The organism is Pseudomonadota bacterium (assembly GCA_011049115.1).
Classification (GTDB): domain Bacteria; phylum Desulfobacterota; class Anaeroferrophillalia; order Anaeroferrophillales; family Tharpellaceae; genus DSCM01.
This window is the reverse complement of the sequence record DSCM01000002.1, coordinates 14,664-35,110: the sequence shown is the minus strand read 5'-3', so window position 1 is coordinate 35,110 and position 20,447 is coordinate 14,664. Positions and strand designations below refer to the sequence as shown.

The window sequence follows — 20,447 nt, the reverse complement described above, 5'->3', positions numbered from 1 at the left end:
TTTCAAGCACCTGATTGACTTTCCCGGCGTGGCTCAAACAACCCCCTCACCACCCTTTCCCGGCAAGCCAGATCCATGCGCGTAGAGATAGCACTGTAACCGCATGATGCCAAGATATTTTTAACCGCTTCCGCCTGCCCGTCACCTACTTCAAACATCAACCCTGCACCTGGAAGCATAAACCTTCGCGCGGCCACGCTGATCCGTCGATAAAAATCAAGCCCGTCAACTCCCCCATCCAAAGCCGCGGCAGGTTCATGGCGCACCTCCGATGGCAGCCCTGCCATTTCCGCCGAGACGATATAAGGCGGATTAGCGACAATCAATCCAAACACCGAGGATTCGGAACCAATTTCAGCAAACAGATCGGACTGCAGCCAGGAAACATTCGGCAAACCCAGTTGCCGGGCATTGATGCAGGCAATTTCCAGGGCGGCCGGACGCAGATCAACCCCACACCAGGAAAATCCTGAAACCTGCGAGAAATGGCGCGCCAAGGCTAAAATAATATTGCCGCATCCGGTACCTAGATCAAGTACTCCACAACCGTGAGGAAAGGTATTTTCAAGAAAAGTAATCGCCTCTTCCACCAGATGTTCGGTTTCAGGCCGAGGAACCAGCACTGCAGGACTGACCTTGAACGGCAGAGACCAGAACTCTTTTTCACCCAACAGGTACGCTACCGGGACCCCCCGGCGGCGTTCAAGAATGAGTTCTTTGAAAGAAGCCAGTTCGGAAGCGGCCAGCGGCTGGTCGAAACGCAGATAAAGATCAAGACGGGGACAAGCAAGAACCCGGGCCAGCAAAAGCTCCGCGTCGAGTCTGGGGGAGGAAATACCATATTTCGCCAGGTACGGTGCGGCCCAGTTAAGCAGGCTGAGCACCGTCCAGAGTGAACTCATGAAGTGGGACCTCGCAGGGCTTCGGCCTGATAATGAGAGACCAACGCGGAAAGCAACTCATCGATTTCACCACTCATAATTGTCTCTAGCCGATGCAGGGTCAACCCGATGCGATGGTCGGAAACCCGTCCCTGAGGGAAATTATAAGTCCGAATCCGTTCGCTGCGATCACCACTGCCAACTTGTAGACGACGTTCAGAACTTATTTGATCATGCTGCTCCTGCAAACGCAGATCCAGCAACCGGGAAGCCAGAACTTTCATTGCCCGAGCCTTGTTTTTATGCTGCGAGCGTTCATCCTGACTGGCAACCACCAGTCCGCTCGGCAGATGGGTGATCCGCACCGCGGAATCAGTAGTGTTGACGCTCTGCCCTCCGGGACCCGAAGAGCGATAAATATCTATCCGCAAATCCTGAGGATTGATTTCAACATCAACCTCATCGGCTTCCGGCAGCACGGCCACGGTCACGGCCGAGGTATGAACGCGACCCTGTGATTCCGTGGCGGGCACCCGCTGCACCCGATGCACCCCGCTTTCATATTTAAGCCGGCTGTAAACCCGTTTACCCTTGACAAGAACAATGATTTCCTTCAACCCGCCGACTCCGGTTTCACTGCGGCCCAGTTCTTCGATCTGCCAACGCTGTCGCTCGGCATAACGGGCATACATGCGAAAAAGGTCGGCCGCGAACAAGGCCGCCTCTTCGCCCCCGGTCCCCGCCCGTATTTCCAGAATCACATTCTTTTCGTCATTGGGATCCTTGGGCAGGAGCAGAAACTTAATCTCTTTTTCCAGCGCCTCTTGCCGCCGCTCCAGAATCGGCAGTTCGTCGTAAGCCAGCCCCCGAAGATCCTCGTCGTCGTCTTTCAGTATTTCACGATGCTCCTTGATTTCATCAACCAGCTCCCGGTAAAGACGAAACGCCTCCACCACCGGACGCATATCGGAAAGTTCTTTGTTGACCTCCTGATAACGCTTGCGGTCGGCGATTCCCCCCGGTTGAACAAGTTCGGCCTCGAGATCCAGAAAACGCAGTTCCACTTCTTCAAGTTTGGCAAACATAGCTGTATTAATGATTAAAGGGAGGAAAATTCGCGGCGGACTGCAGCGGCTTCGCCGCAACTCATTTGCCCTTCCGGACAAGGCCCGACCAGACAACCGGGTCCGGCGTTTTCAAATAAAGCCGGTGCTACTTTTTTACTTTCCTGCAGCATTCTAACCGCCAGCCCCCGAATCTCCCACTGGGATCGACGACAACAGCGCAAACGGAAGAAATGACGCAGTTCACGTGCATTCATGGTAACAACAAGGCGGGTATGAGCAGCATTGGGCAGAATAAAACGAGCGTCCTCGGCACTGACCCCAGCCGCCCGGAATTCATTATACAGCGCCGCCAAGCGGCCCATTTCATCAATGTAACGGGCCACCAGATCGGAGCGCTCTGCGATGGCGGGGGGGACTTCATACGTAAAACCATCGTCAAAGGCAACGTAACGCTGGCTTTGCTGGGCAAAAGAGGCCAGCCGGTGACGCACCAGCTGATGGGTCAAGGCCCGGGAAACGCCTTCCACCATAAAGCTGAAAACTGCGTGTTCCAGAACACCATGATGCCCCAAAGCCAGCACCTTGGCGATCATTTTCCGGTCATCATCCGGCCCGAAACCCAACCCCAGAGCCTGACCATCCGCCGCCGAATAACAAAGCCGAGCGGCATTGGCCACCAAACGCTCGGCTTCCGGGGTGAAGCTCAAAAGAAAAACCAACAAATCCTGAAAACCGCCTACTTACTGTATTTGCGACGAAACTTTTCAATCCTGCCGGCGGAATCGACAAACTTCTGCTTGCCGGTAAAAAAAGGATGACACTGAGAGCAGACTTCAACCTTGATCTCAGACAATGTCGACTGGGTCTCATAAGTGAAACCACAGGCGCAACTGACTTCGCACTTATCGTAATTAGGGTGAATTCCTTCTTTCATTTTAGATAGACCTCCATATTTTTTTGCAGAAAAGGAAGAAGCCGGGTTTTGTACCCCTTTCCGGATGCAATTGTCAACAAAATTTAAAATTTCAGCTGTTCATTGAGTCAAGAAAGTCGGCGTTATTCTTGGTGTCTTTCATTTTTTCCAAAAGAAATTCCATACCTTCGACAACATTCATCGGCTGAATGAATTTCCGCAGAATCCAGACCCGCTGCAGATCCTTGGGATCCATGAGCAGATCTTCGCGCCGGGTTCCGGAACGAATGATGTCAATCGCCGGAAAGGTACGCTTGTCCGCCAGGCGGCGCTCAAGATGAAGCTCCATGTTACCGGTGCCTTTAAACTCCTCAAAGATAACCTCGTCCATACGGCTCCCGGTATCCACCAAGGCGGTTGATATGATCGTCAGAGAACCCCCTTCCTCTATGTTCCGGGCGGCGCCGAAAAACCGTTTCGGCTTGTGCAGGGCATTGGAATCAACCCCACCAGAAAGCACCTTGCCGCTGGCTGGAATAACTGTATTATAGGCCCGGGCAAGACGGGTTATACTGTCCAACAGAATAACCACGTCATGCTTATGTTCAACCAGGCGTTTGGCTTTTTCGGAAACCATCTCAGCGACCTGAACATGGCGCTGCGGCGGCTCGTCGAAAGTGGAGGAAACCACCTCGCCCCGCACCGAGCGTTTCATATCAGTAACCTCCTCGGGTCGTTCATCAATCAGGAGCACGATCAGGGTGATTTCCTGATGGTTTTTGGTAAGACTGTTGGCGATCTGTTTCAGCAGGACGGTTTTCCCGGTGCGGGGAGGAGCCACGATCAAGCCGCGCTGGCCCTTTCCGATGGGCGTCATCAGATCCATCACCCGCATAGAGAAATTATCCTGCTCGCGTTCGAGAATAAAACGCTGGTCGGGGAAAATCGGAGTCAGATTGTCGAAAAGGATATTATCGCGCGAAACCTCCGGTTTTTCATGGTTGACTTCGGAGACTTTCAACAGCGCAAAATAGCGTTCACTCTCCTTAGGGGAACGAATCTGACCCGCCACCGTATCGCCGGTTCGCAGATTGAAACGCCTGATCTGGGAAGGGGAAACATAAATATCATCCGGACCGGAAAGATAATTATAGTCGGGTGCACGCAAAAAACCAAAACCATCGGGCAGTGTTTCAAGCACACCTTCGCCGAAAATCGCGCCATTTTTATTGACATGGGCCTGTAATATGGCAAAGATCAGATCTTGGCGACGCATTCCGGCCGCCCCCTCAATCCGCATTTCCCGCCCCATATCCATCAGTTCGGCGATTTTTTTGGTTTTCAACTCAGACAGATTCATAGATATTCCTTGCAAAGACTTTGAACAGAAGATCGCCAGCGCTGACGGACCTGTCCGCCTTCAGCTGCTACCGCGACACAACAACATAAGGGTAAAAACAGCTGTTTTTGGCTGTCGGCAAAGAGGCAACCGACTTTTTAAAAGGTATTTGATTAAAAAAAAGCAGTTTTGATTTTATCCGGGCGTTAATATGATTTCGTACTTCGAATCATTTCGAAAGGAATACGGGAACAGAAAAAGAAGAGCTAACCGGAACTGTTTTTTATAGATAAATACTTTTCAAGTTGGCTATAAGATTTAAATGCGCCTCTCATAAGCAAGCCCGTAAAACTTGGAAATGACGTTTTTCCACCAACCCCATGAAAACGGGGCCAGGAAAACCAAGCCGACCATCCGCAACAGCCGCGGCAAAACTTCTCAACGGGCTTATTATAAGGTCTTCAAAATTAAGAATAATCTAATAAAGGCGGGTTTTGCAGGAGCATATAGATATTTAATGGGTTATTGTCAACATTTTTTTCACTTCGCCAGGACAAAAAAACAATTTTTCCCTAACCGGATCCGGTCGCTTCACGCGAAAAGCTTAGCCACCAGAGCCAGCCCTTACCGATCAGAAGACAGCCAGCCACCAGGCACGAAATTTTCGTAAAGCCCGCCCCCGGTGGCTGACCTCGGCTTTTTGTTCTAAACTGAGCTGAGCCATGCTCAACCGATAATCGGGCCCGACCAGAAAAACAGGATCGTACCCGAAGCCACCACCCCCAGCTGGCGCCGTGGCAATCCGGCCTCGACAGAAACCCTCAAACAAGTACTCTTCTCCCGCAGGCGAAACCAAGGCCAGCACGCAGACGAACTCAGCTTTGCGCAGCGCTTCCGGCACTGACACCAAAGCTCGCAGCAACTTTGCATTATTTTCCGCGTCACCGGCCCCAGCCCCGGCATATCGGGCCGAGTGGATTCCGGGAGCCCCGTCCAGAGCCTCCACCACGAGTCCTGAATCATCGGTTAAAACCCAGCCCCCGAACTCAACTGCTGCCGCCCGGGCCTTCAAAAGAGCATTTTCCGCAAAGGTCATACCGGTCTCTTCAGGCATCCGCAGATGAGGAAAATCAAGTAGAGAAACGAGCTCTACCCCGGTGCCCGCGAGCAGAACCCGCAATTCCTTGACCTTGCCCTGATTGGTTGTGGCCAGCAGCAGCCGCGTATCCGGTTGCCGCATCAGATCAGCTTCAACTTTCGTGCGGCACGGGTCAGTTCAGCGCGAAAGTCCGGATGACTGATGCGAATCAGACCTAAAGCTCTTTGCCGGGCATTCTGCCCGCGCATTTTAGCAACTCCGAACTCGGTGACAATATGATCGACATCATTCTTATTCGTGGTCACCACGGCCCCCGACTTCAGGGCCGGCACGATTCGGGAGACCGTGCCGCTTTTCGCGGTCGAAGGCATCGTCACAAAACCTTTGCCCCCCCTGGAGATATTGGCTCCGCGGAAAAAATCAACCTGCCCGCCGGTGCCGCTCCACTGTTTAGGCCCCATTGATTCAGAACGACACTGACCCAGAAGATCAACCTCAATGGTCGAATTGATAGCCACCATATTATCGTTTCGTCCCACGTTATAAGGTTCGTTGGTGTAATCGACCGGATGCATTTCGACCATCGGGTTGGCGTGCATAAACTGATAAAGATGTTTGCTGCCCCAGGCGAAGGTGCCGACCATTTTCCCGCGATTAAAATTTTTCCGTGAGTTATTTATTAACCGCTCCGCAAGCGGCCAGTTCCATGATACCCTCGGTCATCATCTCGGTATGAATCCCCAGATCTTTTTTTGCTCCAACGCCTTGCAAACCGCGTTGGGAACCCCACCGAAACCAATCTGCAAGGTTGAACTATCGGCAATCAACTCCGCCACATACCCCCCGATGGCTTTTTTCAACCTCGGAAAGCTCAAGCATCGGCAGCACCGGAATGGGATCGTCACACTCGATAATATGGGTAACCCGGGAAATATGCACCTGGCAGTTGCCGTGACAGCGGGGTGCATCCGGATTAACTTCAAAAATCACCTTTTTAGCTTTATGCAGGGCTTCCCAGGTATAATCAACGCCCAGCCCCAGGCTGAAAAAACCATGTTCATCCATCGGCGAAACAATCGCGCCGGCAGCATCAGCCGACCAATATTCCCGAATCAAGCGCGGAATTTCATGGAAATAGTTGGGCGTAAAATCAGCCCAGCCTTCATGGACGGCGGCACGCGAGGCCCCACTGGTAAAAAGTGAATTATGACGAATATGCAACGACGAATCCTCATCGAAATAACCGGGGCGAGCCGGCAGAATCTGATGGGTCACCACATGCTTCAGACTTTTTTGCGGGCCTCCAGAGCCAGGATAAAAGAATAGGGCTCACCAGCTCCCACCGGAAACCAGATATGGTCACCGGATTCAATTGCCGCCGCTGCCTCTGCCGCTGAACATAGTTTCTCGTCATACATCTTCCGCCAATCCGCCATAAACCCGCTCCCCGAATTTTGAGTTTTACCTACATCCTTAAAATGGCACCAAGATCCGCCCGGAACATCTCATAACTGCGTTCTACACATCTTGGCGCAAACTGTCAAGCACCCTTCTCTGATTTCAGTTTTACAGACCGTCTTTGCCGGCGAAACCTTGCCGCGCACCTTAACCCAATGAAATTTTATTTGACAAAGCGCACTGCATACACAATGATATGCAGTGCCTGTCGGAAACGGCAAAAGCCAGCTTTTGAGTTTTACGTTTTACCAGCCCTGCGGAGTATTCCAGGACATGATTGCCGATTTTATCTCCCGACTTTCACAACAAGTTCCCCAAATCCTAGATCTGGGCCCGATTGCCCGCCGACAGCATAAACCCATCTATCTGGTCGGCGGCGCAGTGCGTGACCTGCTGTATGGCAAAAAAATCAGCGACCTTGATTTTGTCATCCCCGAAACCGAGCTTATTTTTTGGGAAAACTCCATCCTAGAGCGCCTTGGGCAGGGACATTTTATAACCCTGGGGGCCAAGAAACAGACCATTCGCAGGCTAGTCAGCGGACAGTTCACCATTGACCTGGCACCCTTGCAGGGAAATGACCTGAATGAAGACCTGGAACATCGCGATTTCACGATCAATGCCATGGCCTGGGATGTAGCCCAAAACACCTTCCACGACCCCTTCTTTGGTTTGCAGGATCTGCGGGCCGGGCGCATTAACTGCGTCCGGCGAAAGAACCTGACGCACGATCCCATACGGATTGTCCGAGCCGTACGCTTTATGCTCGAATTTAAAGCCGAACTAACCGCAACCACCTGCCTGGCCATGAGCGATGGGGCTGGTTCGCTCAAACAAGTCGCCCGGGAACGCTTTACCCCGGAGTTTCACCACATTTTCAGCCACTCAAACTCTGTATGCGCCCTGCAGGAACTCGACAAAGCCGGGGCCTTATGCGAAATCATACCCCCTTTGGCACCCTTGAAAGAACTACCCCAGAACCATCACCACCATCCGGATGTCTTCCAGCACAGCCTCGCGACAATCGCGGCCCTGGACCGATTATGCGAGGAAAATCCGTTGCAGATAAAACCGCTTTCCGCCGACAATCGGGCGCTGCTCAAATGGGCCGCGCTGTTCCATGACTGCGGAAAAGCCTTGACCCGAACCGTTGATCCCGACTGCGGTGCGGTACATTTTTACGGATATGAAGGTTTTTCAAGTCATCTCGCCCGGGAAACCCTGGCCGGTTTCGCCCTTGGGAGAACATCACTCAAACGCCTTGCCCGCCTGATCGAAAATCATCGGCGCCCATTACTGACCGACCCCGACAAGTCCCAAGCTAAAAGCCTGCGGCAGCTGATTTTTGAGCTCGAAGATGACCTCGAACTACTCATGGTGCTCGCTTTTGCCGACCTCGAAGCAACGCAGGGACAAGCTTCCTCAGCCCGCCAAGAAAAGCTGCTCAGACTCTGGCGGCAACTTAAAACGATTTACAGCGAAGAACGGGCTCGCTTCATAAAACCTCTGCTCACCGGCAAAGATCTTTTACTTTTGGGCCTGCAACCAGGCCCAGCCATCGGGACCATTCTGCGAATGATTCATAAAAAACAGTTGTCGGGAACCATCACCGACCGCCAGGAAGCTCTGGTTGAGGTCCAACAGCTGCTGAGGGCAGGGGAAAACTAGCGGACCGGAATATACAAAATTATATATACGACAAGTTCAAGCTAAAAATGATTGACAAAAAATATACAATAGGGTATGAGCCCCGCGGTTTGGTTTAAGCAACTGGAGCCTTATCTCTTCCAGACCATTGCTGAACGGCGGCCTCGTCTTTTATAATTTTTTATAGCTCCGACAGCTAACTGTACAAAAAGCCATTATGAAGCTTGAGATCTTTTACGAAAGGATGAATGCACCCAGGCAACGACCTTAATTTTCGAGGTTCGCTGCCTTTTTTTTGCCACCAGCCCGGCGCTGGTGAGAGCTTTTAAAAGACCGGCCAGAGATGACCGGCAAAACTCAATTTCCGAGGAGGAAGAAGCAATGGGATTAGATTTCAGCGTATTTGACGCGCCCAATCTGGCCGACTGGCAGATTGCCGCATTGGCCGAAGAAAAGTTAATGAAACCGATCACCGAGATCGCAGACGAGCTAGGCCTTGAAGGCGAAGAACTCATTCCGATGGGCAAGTATGTTGCCAAAATCGATTACATGAAGGTTCTCGAACGCCTTAAAGATGAGCCCGACGGCAAATACGTCAATGTTACGGCGATCACCCCAACCCCGTTGGGAGAAGGTAAGACCACGACCAGCATGGGTTTGGTCCAAGGACTTGGCCTACTCGGCAAAAAGGTCGTCGGCGCCATCCGTCAGCCCTCCGGTGGACCGACCTTCAATGTTAAGGGTTCCGCCGCCGGCGGCGGCTTGGCCCAGACCATTCCGCTGACCCCATTCTCCCTCGGCCTGACCGGCGACATCGACAACATCATGAACGCTCACAACCTGATGATGGTGGCGCTGACCTCACGCATGCAGCACGAGCAGAACAACAGTGACGCTTTCCTGGCCAGCAAAGGGCTCAAGCGTCTCGACATCGACCCCAATCGGGTTGAAGTAAAATGGATCATCGATTTCTGTGCTCAGTCCCTGCGTAACATCGTCATCGGCCTCGGTGGCCGCCTTGACGGCATGGTCATGGAATCCGGCTTCGCCATCGCCGTTTCTTCAGAAATCATGGCGATCCTGGCCGTGGCCAAGGATCTTGCCGACCTGCGCGCCCGCATCGGCAAAATCATTGTCGCCTACAGCAAGGCCGGCAACCCGGTAACCACCGAGGATCTGGACGTCGCCGGTGCGATGACCGCTTGGATGGTCAAGGCCCTCAACCCCAACCTGCTGCAGACAGTTGAAGGCCAGCCGGTGCTGGTTCATGCCGGACCTTTCGCCAATATCGCCATCGGCCAGTCCTCCATTATCGCCGACCGGATCGGCCTCAAGCTGGCCGACTACGTGGTTACCGAATCAGGTTTCGGAGCCGACATCGGCTTCGAAAAGTTCTGGAATCTGAAGTGCCGTTTCTCCGGTTTGACCCCGAACTGTTCGGTCATCGTGGCCACGGTTCGCGCCCTCAAAATGCACGGCGGCGGTCCCGAAGTCGTGCCCGGCCGCAAACTGGCCAAGGAATATGTTGAAGAAAATATCGACCTGGTCAGAGCCGGCTGCTGCAATCTCGTGGCTCATATCGAAACCGTCAAGAAGGCCGGCATTAATCCGGTTGTCTGCATTAACGGTTTTTATACCGATACCGACGCCGAAATCGCGGTAATCAAGGAAGAGGCCGAGAAAGCCGGTGCTCGCTGTGCGGTTTCCAAACATTGGCAGTTCGGTGGCGAAGGCGCCAAAGAGCTTTGCGAAGCGGTAATTGCTGCCTGTGATGAGCCGACCAACTTCAAACTTCTTTACGAAGACAGCACGCCACTAAAGAAACGCATTGAATTACTGGCCACCGAAGTCTACGGGGCCGACGGTGCGTCCTTCACGGATGAAGCACTCAAGAAGATCAAAATGATTGAAAATGATCCTGAGCTTTCCAAACTTGGAACCTGCATGGTCAAGACCCACCTTTCATTATCTCATGATCCGACTCTGAAAGGCCGCCCGAAAGGTTTCATTCTTCCGATTCGCGACGTCCTTATCTACCAGGGTGCAGGTTTCTGCGTACCTCTGGCCGGAACCATCAAATTGATGCCGGGAACGGCTTCCGATCCTGCCTACCGTCGGATAGATGTAGACACCAAGACCGGTCAGGTAAAGGGATTGTTCTAGGCTTAAAAGGACACCTGTCCTTTTTCCGTTCTGTTCCATAAGACCGTGGTTTCGTGGCCTGGCCTCGAAACCACGGTCGATCAAGTCTTGAAAGGCTGGGTGATCGGTGGGGCGCCGCCGCACACCCAGCCCTTTTTACAACTCTGCGATATCTGAGTTTTTACCTTGCCTTAATTCAATTATAAAAGCCGATGCCCGAACCTATCCACCAGGTCACTTTTGAACCCGACAACCAGACCGTCGACGTTTATCGGGACGGTGAAAACCTGCTCCGCGTCGCAATCGCGGCTGGCGTCCATATCAACGCTTCCTGCGGCGGCACCGGAGCCTGCGGCAAATGCAGGGTCATCCTTAAAAAAGGGAAGGCCGAAAGCGATACTTCCGCCAAAATTAACCATGCGGACTGGGAAAAGGGCTATCGCCTGGCCTGCCTGACCAAAGTGACCGACGACCTGGTAATCATGATTCCTCCGGAATCCCGCATTGACCATTCCGTCCTGAAGAAGAATCTCGGACAGCAACAACATACCCTGATGGCCCGGGATATCAACACCCTGGTCAAAGGCGTCAGAATAAACCCCGCCGTATTCAAATATTACATAGAGATGCCGCCTCCGACCCCGGATGACAACCTGAGCGACCTGGGCCGTTTGATGCGAGAACTGAAACAAATTCACCAGCTTGAAAACATTTCAACCGACTATTTTCTTTTACGGCGTCTGGGCAACCTGCTGCGCCAGGCGCAATGGCAGGTTACGGCAACCATCGTCTATAACCCCAAAGGTTTGAAACTGATTGATATCGAAGCAGGCGATACCAGAGATAAAAACTATTCCATCATTATCGATATCGGCACGACTACGGTTCAAGGACAGCTTCTTAATCTTAACGCCTCCCAGCAAGCCGAGAACCGCTCGGTAGTCAATGACCTCGACAACGAGTTACTGGTTGCCAGCGACGCTAAATACAACTCGCAGGTGCGATTCGGCGAGGATGTCATCAGTCGCATCGTTTACTCCCAAAAAGGAACGGGACTGCAGGATCTGCATCGGGTCATTATCGGCGATCTGAATGAAATAATTGACAATCTGATAAGCGCCGGTGGCATCCCCAAGGAACAGATTTCACATCTGGTCATTGCAGCCAATACCGCAATGACCCAGTTTTTTCTGGAAATTGACCCTAAATACCTCCGCGAAGCCCCTTATGTTCCCACCGCCAATTTCTTTCCTCCGGTACGTGCGGTCAACCTCGGCCTGAAGCTGCCTGAGCATGTGCATGTATATACCTTTCCGGCGGTTTCCTCTTATGTCGGCGGGGACATCGTGGCCGGAGTCCTGGGTTCCGGCATTTTTCAGCGCGACGAACTGACCCTGTTTATGGATGTCGGAACCAACGGCGAGATTGTTCTCGGGAACTGCGACTGGCTGGTCTGCACCTCCTGTTCTGCCGGACCCGCATTTGAAGGAGGCGGCATCAAATACGGCATGCGGGCAACGGTTGGCGCGATTGAGCAGATCCGCATCAACCCGCAAACCTTTGAACCGATGCTGCTGACGATCGGCAAACAAAAGCCTTTAGGCATCTGCGGCTCCGGGATTATTGAAGCTATCGCGGAAATGCTGTTGGTCGGGATCATTGAGCCAAACGGCAAGTTCCGACGCGATCTGCCTGGCAATCGCATCCGTGAGGGCGAAAGCGGTTGGGAATTCATTCTTGCCGATGCCGAGCAAAGCGCTGCAGGAATTGCTGAAATCACGATCACCGAAGGGGATATCGATAATATTATTCGAACCAAAGGCGCGATTTACGCCGGTTGCCGGATTCTGCTGGACAGCGTCGGCCTGACCTTTTCTGAACTTGATCGCTTTATTATAGCCGGCGGTTTCGGCAAATATATCAATCTGGAACGAGCGATCACCATCGGGCTGTTACCGGAGATAGAACTCGATAAATTTATGTTTGCCGGCAACGGCGCCCTGCTCGGCAATCGCCTGGTTTCAGTCTCCCGGGAAATGATGAGTGAAGCCCGCCGGGTTGCCGAAATGATGACTAATATCGAACTCGCCAACAACATGAAATTCATGGATGAATATGTCGCGGCCCAATTTCTGCCGCATACTGACAGTAAAGCTTTTCCGAAGACCATGAAACTGCTGCGGTAACTTGACGTGACGACGGTAAGATGCCAGTCCGGCGGTAGTCAAGTGAACCGGGCGGAAAGCAATGCCTCCCCACAATCCTTAAATTAAGTCAGGAAACATAAAATGGGAAAATCCATCGCTATCGCCGGGAAGGGCGGAACCGGAAAAACTACGTTGATCGGCCTCATTCTACGCTGGATGGCGGAACAGGGAATGAAGCCGATCCTGGCGGTTGATGCGGATGCCAACGCCAATCTGGGAGAAGTCCTAGACGTCAAAATTCCCGGCACCATCGGCGAGCTCCGCGAAGGCATGAAAACCGAAGTTCCCACCGGCATGACCAAAGAAGCTTACATGGAATACCATATCCAGAACCTGCTGGTAGAGACCGGCACGTTTGATCTTTTGACCATGGGTCGTCCCGAGGGCGCCGGCTGCTACTGCTACGCCAATTCGTTGTGTACCAAGTTTATCGATTTCATGGTCAAGGATTACGATTATGTGGTGATCGATAATGAAGCCGGCATGGAACACCTGAGTCGCCTTCTGATGAAAGACATTGACCTTTTGCTGGTGGTTTCCGATCCCAGTCTGCGCGGCATCCGCACCGCCGGACGTATTAAGGAACTGGTTGAAGAGCTCAGGCTTCGGGTCGGAGGCCTGGCCCTGATCGTTAACCGGGCCAGTGACGGCAAGCTGGTTGACGAAGCCTACGCATTAATCAATGAAATCGGCATAGATCTGGCCGGAGTCATTCCCGACGATCCTCTGATTGCCGAATTTGATCGCGAAGGCAAGGCCACGATCAAGCTTCCGACGGACTCCCCGGCCAGCATCGAGATCAATAAAATTATGGCCGAAATATTTCCCTATTAAAAACAAGGCGAAATTTTTCTTGAAATAATTCTTCGAATGTGATTATAGTGCCGCGCTTCGTAAATATACAATGTACAGTTTCAGCATCTGTGTTCTCTGACAAATCGTTTTCACCCCGCCACCATGGCATGCGAATAAGATCTGCATCAATCAAAGCTAATGATTTTTAATAAAGCAATGAGAAACATCAACCCCACCAACTCTAACAGGAGGAATATCTGATGGCATTTTCAGCACAGACAGAGAAGTATTCCGGGAAAATGGGCACCCTGACCTTTGGCAGCGGTGACCATGCACTCACAGTAGGCGGTCAGGCGGCCATGCCTTTCGGTACCTTTGACGGCGCGATCCCCCATAAACCCATTGTGGCCATGGAAGTCTATGACGTGGTCGATCCCGAATGGGCGGCCGCCGTGGTCGACCCCTTTAAAGACGTAATCAACGACCCGATTGCCTGGGCCAAAAAGAACGTGGAAGAATATGGCGCCGCGGCGATCTGTCTGCAGCTGGCGGGAACCGACCCCAACGGCGAGAATAAAAACGCCGACTACGCCGCGGATCTGGTCAAAAAGATGCTCGGAGCAATCAACGTTCCCCTGATTGTCTGGGGTTCCGGCAACGTTGAAAAAGACGCTGAAGTCCTGGCTAAAGTCTGCCAGGTCAACGAAGGCAAAAACCTCCTGGTCGGGCCCGCCGTCGAGGCTAATTACAAAAAGATCGCCGCGGCCTGTCTCGGCTATGGTCACGCTGTGGTTTCCCAGAGTCCGATCGATGTCAACATGGCCAAGCAGATGAATATTCTCATCAACAATCTCGGCCTGCCCCTGAACAAGGTTATCATGGAGCCTTCGACCGGTGCGCTGGGCTACGGAGTTGAATATTCTTATTCGGTAATGGAGCGCATTTCACTGGCCGCTCTGGCGCAAAATGACGAAAAAATGCAGGCTCCGATCATTAATGACCTGGGCAAGGAATGCTGGAAAGCCCGCGAGGTCAAACTGACTGAAGTCGAAGAACCGGCCTTTGGTCCGGACATGGAAAAACGCGGCGTCCTCTGGGAGGCCATGACGGCCATGGACATGGCTTTGTCCGGATCCAACCTGCTGATCATGCGAAACCCCAAAGCTGTGAAACTGGTGGAAAACTGCATCGCCGAGCTTTTGGCCTAAGCTGGCCTATGATTAAGTAGATTTCGATTTAGAAACTCTTACAAGGCGGGCAAGAAGCCCGTACAGGAGAATAAGATATGTCTAAATTAATCCTTACAGCAGCGATTCGCGGCGCCCATGCCGTGGTGGACCGGGTTGAAGGTAAAATCAATGCCGCGATCAAAAAGTTTGGCGCCGACAAAGAGGTGGCCTTGCCCAACACCGCTTACTACCTGCCCGTTGTTTACGGTATCGGCGGCATGAAGGTTTCAACCCTGGGTGACATGATTCCGGTCCTAACCCGATGTCGTGAATTACTGCCCGAGCTGCCGACGGAAACGGCATGGCTGCCGTATCTCGGCCCAGGCCTCGACGCCGGCATGGCCACGGCCTTTGCTTTCGACATGGAAGAAGCGCTCAAATACATTGAAAACTGCCCATATCTGCCAAGCAAGGAAGATCCTGAAGATACCGACGCGGACATCTGGCTCGGAGCTGCGGATGATATTATTCTGCGGAAACGCGGGGTCGAATTCGTTGACGGTTCCGCTCCCGGCTTTGCCGCCGTCGTCGGAGCCGCCAAAGATGTCGAGACCGCGGTTAAGATTGCTAAAGAATTACAGGAGAAAAGCATTTATGTCTTCATGGCCGGACACAACCCGAAAACCGGCATTTCCTTTGCCGAACAGCTCAAAGAGGGTGGGGTTCAGTTAGGCTGGAACACCCGTCTCGTCAGTTTCGGCAAAGATACCTCGGCGGCGATTCATGCCCTGGGCTTCGCCACCAGAGCAGCGTTGACCTTTGGCGGCAAGGCCGCCGGGGATTACAAAGGCATTCTCAAGTACAGTAAGGATCGCATTTTTGCCTTCGTGCTTGCCCTTGATGAAATCGATGATGAAAAGTACGCCGCCGCCGCCGGAGCCATCAACTGGGGTTACCCGGCAATTGCCGATACCGATATTCCGGAAATCCTGCCGACCGGTATCTGTACCTATGAACATGTGGTATCCAATATTCCGCAGGAAGAAATCGTCGCCAAAAGCATCGAAGTCCGCGGATTGAAGATCAACATCACCAAAATCGATATTCCGATGTCCTACGGTCCAGCCTTTGAGGGCGAGCGCATCAAAAAAGACGCCATGTACGTCGAGCTCGGCGGACCCAAATCCATGGGCTTTGAATTTGCCTACTCCAAACCACTCGACCAGGTCGAGGACGGGAAATTCAAGGTCGTCGGCCCCAACATCAAGGATATCGAAGCCGGCGGCCTGCTGCCTATCGGCATCTGGATTGAGCTGGCGGGACGTAAATTCCAGGAGGACTTCGAACCCATTCTGGAGCGTCAGTGCCATCATTTGCTGAATGGCGCTGAAGGAATTCTGCACATCGGACAGCGCGACATCGTCTGGATGCGGGTTTCCAAAAAGGCCGTCGAATCCGGCTTCACTTTTGAGCATTTTGGTACGATCCTCCATGCCAAGATGCATAACGAGTTCGGTGCCATCGTGGATAAGGTTCAGGTGACGATTTTCACCAACGAAGAAGACGTCAAACAACATCTCGATGTCGCTCGCAAAACCTGGACCGAACGCGACAACCGTCTCGCCGACATGAATGACGAAACCACGGAAACCTATTATTCTTGTTCCCTTTGCCAGTCCTTTGCTCCGACTCACGTCTGCGTCGTCACCCCGGAACGTCCGGGGCTCTGCGGCGCCTACAACTGGCTGGACTGCCGGGCTTCTTATGAGATCAATGAACACGGTCCGAACCAGCCGATTGTCAAAGGCGATGTCATAGACGCCAGACTTGGTAAATGGAAAGGGGTCGATGAATTCGTACGTCCGGCTTCCGGTAACGCTTTTGAATCATTTGCCGCTTATTCAATCATGGTTGATCCGATGACTTCCTGCGGCTGCTTCGAGGCGATTGCCGCCTGTCTTTTCGCCGCGAACGGCGTCATGGTTGTCGACCGCGATTATGCCGGAGAGACACCCTGCGGAATGGCCTTTTCAACCTTGGCGGGTTCGGTCGGTGGAGGCCTGCAAACCCCTGGATTCGTCGGAATTTCCAAGTTCTATATCGGGAGTAAAAAATTTATTTCGGCCGAAGGCGGTATCAAGCGTCTCTGCTGGATGCCGAAAGCCTTAAAAGAATCATTGAAGGAAATGATCGATGTGCGCGCGGCGGAAGCCGGGGTGCCTGATCTTTACAGCAAGATCGCCACCGAGGAAAACGGCACCGATGAAGAAAGCATCATGGCATTCCTGACCGAAGTCGGACATCCTTGCATGGAGATGGATTCTTTGATGGAAATGATGTAAAAAATTTTTTGAATTAATTTTAATAACCGAACACTGCCGGCACAGGGAATTCCGTTAAAAGCGGAAGCGGGCCCGCCGCTGTAACCGGGGACTTCTACTCAATAAACCACTGGGGCAACCTGGGAAGGAGAGCTAGATGGAAGATCCGGAAGCCAGAAGACCTGACCGGTCAGTGTTCCTCAACGATGCTAGTACGCGGCGAAAGATGAAGTTGGGGACAAACACAAAAGGAGAAGTCTGAATGGGACTCACTGGAATACAAATCTTTAAGTTGCTCCCCAAGACCAACTGCAAAGAATGTGGTAGCCCGACCTGTCTGGCTTTCGCCATGGCCCTGGCCGGAGGCAAAGCGGAACTAAGTAAATGCCCATATGTTTCGGATGAGGCAAAAACCATCCTGAGCGAAGCCTCTGCGCCTCCAATTCGCGGCGTCACTATCGGCAGTGGTGCGAATGCCAAGAAAATCGGCGAAGAGTTGGTTATGTATCGCCATGAAAAAACCTTTGTTAACGCAACCGGAATTGCCTGCCTGATAAGCGATACCATGCCTGAGGCAGAAATCGACGCCAAGATCAGCAATCTTAACAATGTTTGTTTTGAGCGCGTGGGTTTGACCCTGGCACCTGACTATCTGGCCATTCGCAACAGCAGTGGTGACGTTGGTAAATTTGAAGCTCTGGTAAAAAAAGCTCTCGGGGCCACCAGTAAAGGTCTGATTCTGATGAGCGATAACTTTGCCGCCCTTGAAGCCGGCGCCAAGGCAGCCAGCGGAAAAGGCGCCTTGCTCTATGCCGCAACCGCCGATAACTGTGAAAAGATGGCTTCTCTTGCCAAGGAAACCGGAGCCGCGGTTGTCGCCAAAGGCGCCAACCCTGAAGAAGTTTCGAATTTTACCGGCAAAATCGTTGAAGCGGGAATTAAGGATATTGTCATTGACTGCGGCGCCAAAGATCTCAAGACCATGTTTTATAATGATGTCCAGGTACGACGGGCGGCGCTGAAAGCCAAAAACCGGGAACTGGGCTTCCCCACCATTGACTTTGTCTGCGACATGACCGACGATCCCTACATGGAAGCCATGCTGGCCAATATTGCGATCGCCAAATATGCCGGCATAATTGTCATGAGCGACGTCGATAAGGAAAGAATGCTGCCCCTGCTGGTCCAGCGCCTTAACATCTACACCGACCCGCAACGGCCGATGGTGATGGACGAAGGCATTTACGAAATTAATAAGCCCGGTCCCGACTCTCCAGTAATCATCACCACCAACTTTGCCTTGACTTATTTTATAGTTGCGGCCGAAATCGAAGCCAGCCGGGTGCCAACCTGGTTATTGATCATGGACGTTGAAGGAATGTCGGTTCTGACCGCCTGGTCGGCAGGAAAATTTGTGGCCGACGCAATGGCTCCTTTTGTCGTCAAGAGCGGCATCAGAGACAAAATCAACCATAGTAAAATCATTATCCCGGGCTATGTCGCACAGCTTTCCGGTGAGTTCCAGGAAGAACTTGGTAGTGACTGGGAAGTAATTATCGGAACCCGTGAAGCGTCAGACCTTCCCGCTTTCTTGAAAGGTCTGTAAAAACGAGAATACGATCTTTAAGATAGGTGTTCAGGGAGTCAAGAGACACCCTGCACCTGTCTTTTTAGCCCTTGAATCATTCAATAAAAAGCAGTTTTGCGGAGGAAGATATGGCATCAATCATTACCATACCTGAAAGCATTAACATCATGTCCAAAACCATCGGGCCCGCGATCAAAGAGCGCGATCCCAAGCCGATTCAGAAGATGGCGATTGAACAGATGGAAGCCGGTGGGGATGTACAGGATCTGAACTTGGGACCGGCGCGTAAAGCCGGTGACGAAATGATGGCCTGGCTGGTCAAGACTGTGGAAGAGGTTTCCGATCTGCCGCTGGCGCTGGACACTACCAATACGGTTGCTATTGAAGCCGGACTTAAAGCCTCGAAAAGACCAGAGTCCTGTATTCTGAATTCAATCTCCGCGCAGCCCCAGAGCCTTGAAGACAGGATGCCGCTGGTAAAAAAATACGGTTGTCAGTTTGTTGCATTGACGCTGAGCGATGAAGGTATTCCACGCGATGTCAACGAGCGCGGGATGTGTGCAGCGGAAATTTACAATAAGGCCCTGGAATATGATATTCCTGCCGAAAGAATGTATATTGACCCGATTGTTTTACCGGTCTGCGTTGACCCAGGTCAGGTTGCCTCTTTTCTAGAGTTTCTGCCCCTGATTCCTGATTTTGCTCCCGGAGCTAAGTCAACTTGTGGTCTTTCCAACATTTCCAACGGGACCCCAACGGAACTGCGTCAATATCTGAATCGTGCATATCAGGCCATGCATATGTATCTTGGAATTTACTCCTCCATTGTGGATGCTTACGATACTGAAATGATGGCTCTATGCAAAGGGAAAATTCCTCAGGTCGAGGAATTAACCAAAACGATGATGGAAGGTGGCGATGTTGATTCCAACAACCTGAGTACGGAAATGCAGGTTTACTATCGCAGCATCAAATGTCTGATGGGTGAGGTCCTGTATTCGCACTCCTGGATCGAAGATCTAGTTGGAAAGTACAACAAGAATTGGTATAAATAAGCCACCAATTTTAAATCGCGTTACTCCCAAGATAAGGGCCGCTTCTAAATAAGCGGCCCTTATTAATTTAAAGTCCAGATATCAATACACTTTCTACTTTCGCCATCTTGAGGGCTCAAACGCAATTCTTTTTCCTTGACATCTGAACTTCTACTTGGAGGGTAAAATGACGGCTGACCCAGAAACTTGGACTGCACTGCCCAATATAGATAGACTTTGCTTTGCCTGCGGCACCGAAAATCGCTGCGGCTTGAAAATGACTTTTACCACCAATGGAAAAAGATTGAGATCATTAATTACACTCCCTGATTATACCCGAGGATGGCATAATTTGGTACATGGCGGCATACTTGCAACCGTTCTTGACGAAACCATGTCCTGGACGGCGATTCACTTCGGAAAAGGCTTTATTTTAACCAAGAATATCAATATAATTTTCAGAAAACCGGTTTTTATTGGCACGGCACTGACCGTCTACGGGGAGATTCTAGCCCGTAAAAACAAAGTTTTAAGGCTTAAGGCAGAAGTCAGGGACCCAGATAACATTGTCTGCTGCAGCGGTGAAGGTGATTTTGTTCTCTTTGACAACAATGAGTTTGCACGTCTTAGACTTATTCCGCCAGAATTCATGCAGGAGATGGAAGAGCTGTTTCGAACTTGACAATCATGACTTCTCTTTGATTAACAAACTTTACTCCCTGCAATATGCATCTGAGTCTTAGCTTCATAGCCCTAAAACATCACCGAATTAAACAAAATTCATGTC

General features: G+C 51.8%; 15 protein-coding genes, 1 pseudogene and 1 riboswitch. Of the genes and pseudogenes, 9 read left to right on the top strand and 7 right to left on the bottom strand.

Annotation, left to right across the window (positions count from 1 at the left end):
- Positions 1 to 2: 2 nt before the first annotated feature.
- From prmC to ENN66_00245, 7 genes and pseudogenes are all read right to left on the bottom strand, one after another.
- The gene (gene prmC, locus ENN66_00275) at positions 3 to 902 is read right to left on the bottom strand and encodes a peptide chain release factor N(5)-glutamine methyltransferase (protein HDS15073.1); all 900 of its coding nucleotides are present in this window, start codon (positions 900 to 902) and stop codon (positions 3 to 5) included.
- Positions 899 to 1,966 (bottom strand): peptide chain release factor 1, encoded by a 1,068-nt coding sequence (locus ENN66_00270; GenBank protein ID HDS15072.1) that lies wholly within the window; start codon positions 1,964 to 1,966, stop codon positions 899 to 901. The genes prmC and ENN66_00270 overlap by 4 nt, the downstream gene beginning before the upstream one ends.
- 14 nt (positions 1,967 to 1,980) lie before the next feature.
- Complete coding sequence (locus ENN66_00265; protein ID HDS15071.1) at positions 1,981 to 2,670, bottom strand: FAD-dependent thymidylate synthase; 690 nt, start codon at positions 2,668 to 2,670, stop codon at positions 1,981 to 1,983.
- Positions 2,671 to 2,684: 14 nt separating this feature from the next.
- Positions 2,685 to 2,882 carry a 50S ribosomal protein L31 gene (locus ENN66_00260; protein HDS15070.1) on the bottom strand — a complete coding sequence of 66 codons (198 nt, stop codon included), beginning with the start codon at positions 2,880 to 2,882 and terminating at the stop codon, positions 2,685 to 2,687.
- 91 nt (positions 2,883 to 2,973) lie between these two features.
- Positions 2,974 to 4,221 (bottom strand): transcription termination factor Rho, encoded by a 1,248-nt coding sequence (locus ENN66_00255; protein HDS15069.1) that lies wholly within the window; start codon positions 4,219 to 4,221, stop codon positions 2,974 to 2,976.
- Positions 4,222 to 4,831: 610 nt separating this feature from the next.
- Entirely contained in the window at positions 4,832 to 5,440 is a 609-nt protein-coding gene (locus tag ENN66_00250; protein ID HDS15068.1) for an XTP/dITP diphosphatase, read from the bottom strand.
- Positions 5,440 to 6,735: pseudogene (locus tag ENN66_00245) on the bottom strand (acetyl-CoA hydrolase/transferase family protein). The gene ENN66_00250 and the pseudogene ENN66_00245 overlap by 1 nt, the downstream one beginning before the upstream one ends.
- Positions 6,736 to 7,030: 295 nt before the next feature.
- Between ENN66_00245 and ENN66_00240 the strand changes: the two are divergent.
- The 9 genes from ENN66_00240 (at position 7,031) to ENN66_00200 (ending at position 20,342) form a co-directional block, all read left to right on the top strand.
- A complete protein-coding gene (locus tag ENN66_00240) occupies positions 7,031 to 8,425 on the top strand; it encodes a CCA tRNA nucleotidyltransferase (GenBank protein ID HDS15067.1) in 1,395 nt (464 codons plus the stop codon).
- A 360-nt stretch (positions 8,426 to 8,785) separates the two neighbouring features.
- Entirely contained in the window at positions 8,786 to 10,567 is a 1,782-nt protein-coding gene (locus tag ENN66_00235) for a formate--tetrahydrofolate ligase (protein ID HDS15066.1), read from the top strand.
- Positions 10,568 to 10,758: 191 nt separating this feature from the next.
- The gene (locus tag ENN66_00230; protein HDS15065.1) at positions 10,759 to 12,732 is read left to right on the top strand and encodes a DUF4445 domain-containing protein; all 1,974 of its coding nucleotides are present in this window, start codon (positions 10,759 to 10,761) and stop codon (positions 12,730 to 12,732) included.
- Positions 12,733 to 12,834: 102 nt separating this feature from the next.
- Positions 12,835 to 13,587: a carbon monoxide dehydrogenase gene (locus ENN66_00225; protein ID HDS15064.1), complete on the top strand. Its 753-nt coding sequence runs from the start codon at positions 12,835 to 12,837 to the stop codon at positions 13,585 to 13,587.
- 221 nt (positions 13,588 to 13,808) lie between these two features.
- Positions 13,809 to 14,756: an acetyl-CoA decarbonylase/synthase complex subunit delta gene (locus ENN66_00220; protein ID HDS15063.1), complete on the top strand. Its 948-nt coding sequence runs from the start codon at positions 13,809 to 13,811 to the stop codon at positions 14,754 to 14,756.
- Between the two features lie 77 nt (positions 14,757 to 14,833).
- Entirely contained in the window at positions 14,834 to 17,059 is a 2,226-nt protein-coding gene (cdhC, locus tag ENN66_00215) for a CO dehydrogenase/CO-methylating acetyl-CoA synthase complex subunit beta (protein HDS15062.1), read from the top strand.
- A riboswitch (cobalamin riboswitch) is annotated at positions 17,058 to 17,243 on the top strand. It overlaps the preceding gene by 2 nt.
- Before the next feature lie 57 nt (positions 17,244 to 17,300).
- The gene (locus ENN66_00210) at positions 17,301 to 18,644 is read left to right on the top strand and encodes an acetyl-CoA decarbonylase/synthase complex subunit gamma (GenBank protein HDS15061.1); all 1,344 of its coding nucleotides are present in this window, start codon (positions 17,301 to 17,303) and stop codon (positions 18,642 to 18,644) included.
- 110 nt (positions 18,645 to 18,754) lie between these two features.
- Positions 18,755 to 19,681 carry a dihydropteroate synthase gene (locus ENN66_00205; protein ID HDS15060.1) on the top strand — a complete coding sequence of 309 codons (927 nt, stop codon included), beginning with the start codon at positions 18,755 to 18,757 and terminating at the stop codon, positions 19,679 to 19,681.
- Between the two features lie 166 nt (positions 19,682 to 19,847).
- Entirely contained in the window at positions 19,848 to 20,342 is a 495-nt protein-coding gene (locus ENN66_00200; protein ID HDS15059.1) for a PaaI family thioesterase, read from the top strand.
- The last annotated feature ends 105 nt before the right edge of the window (positions 20,343 to 20,447 follow it).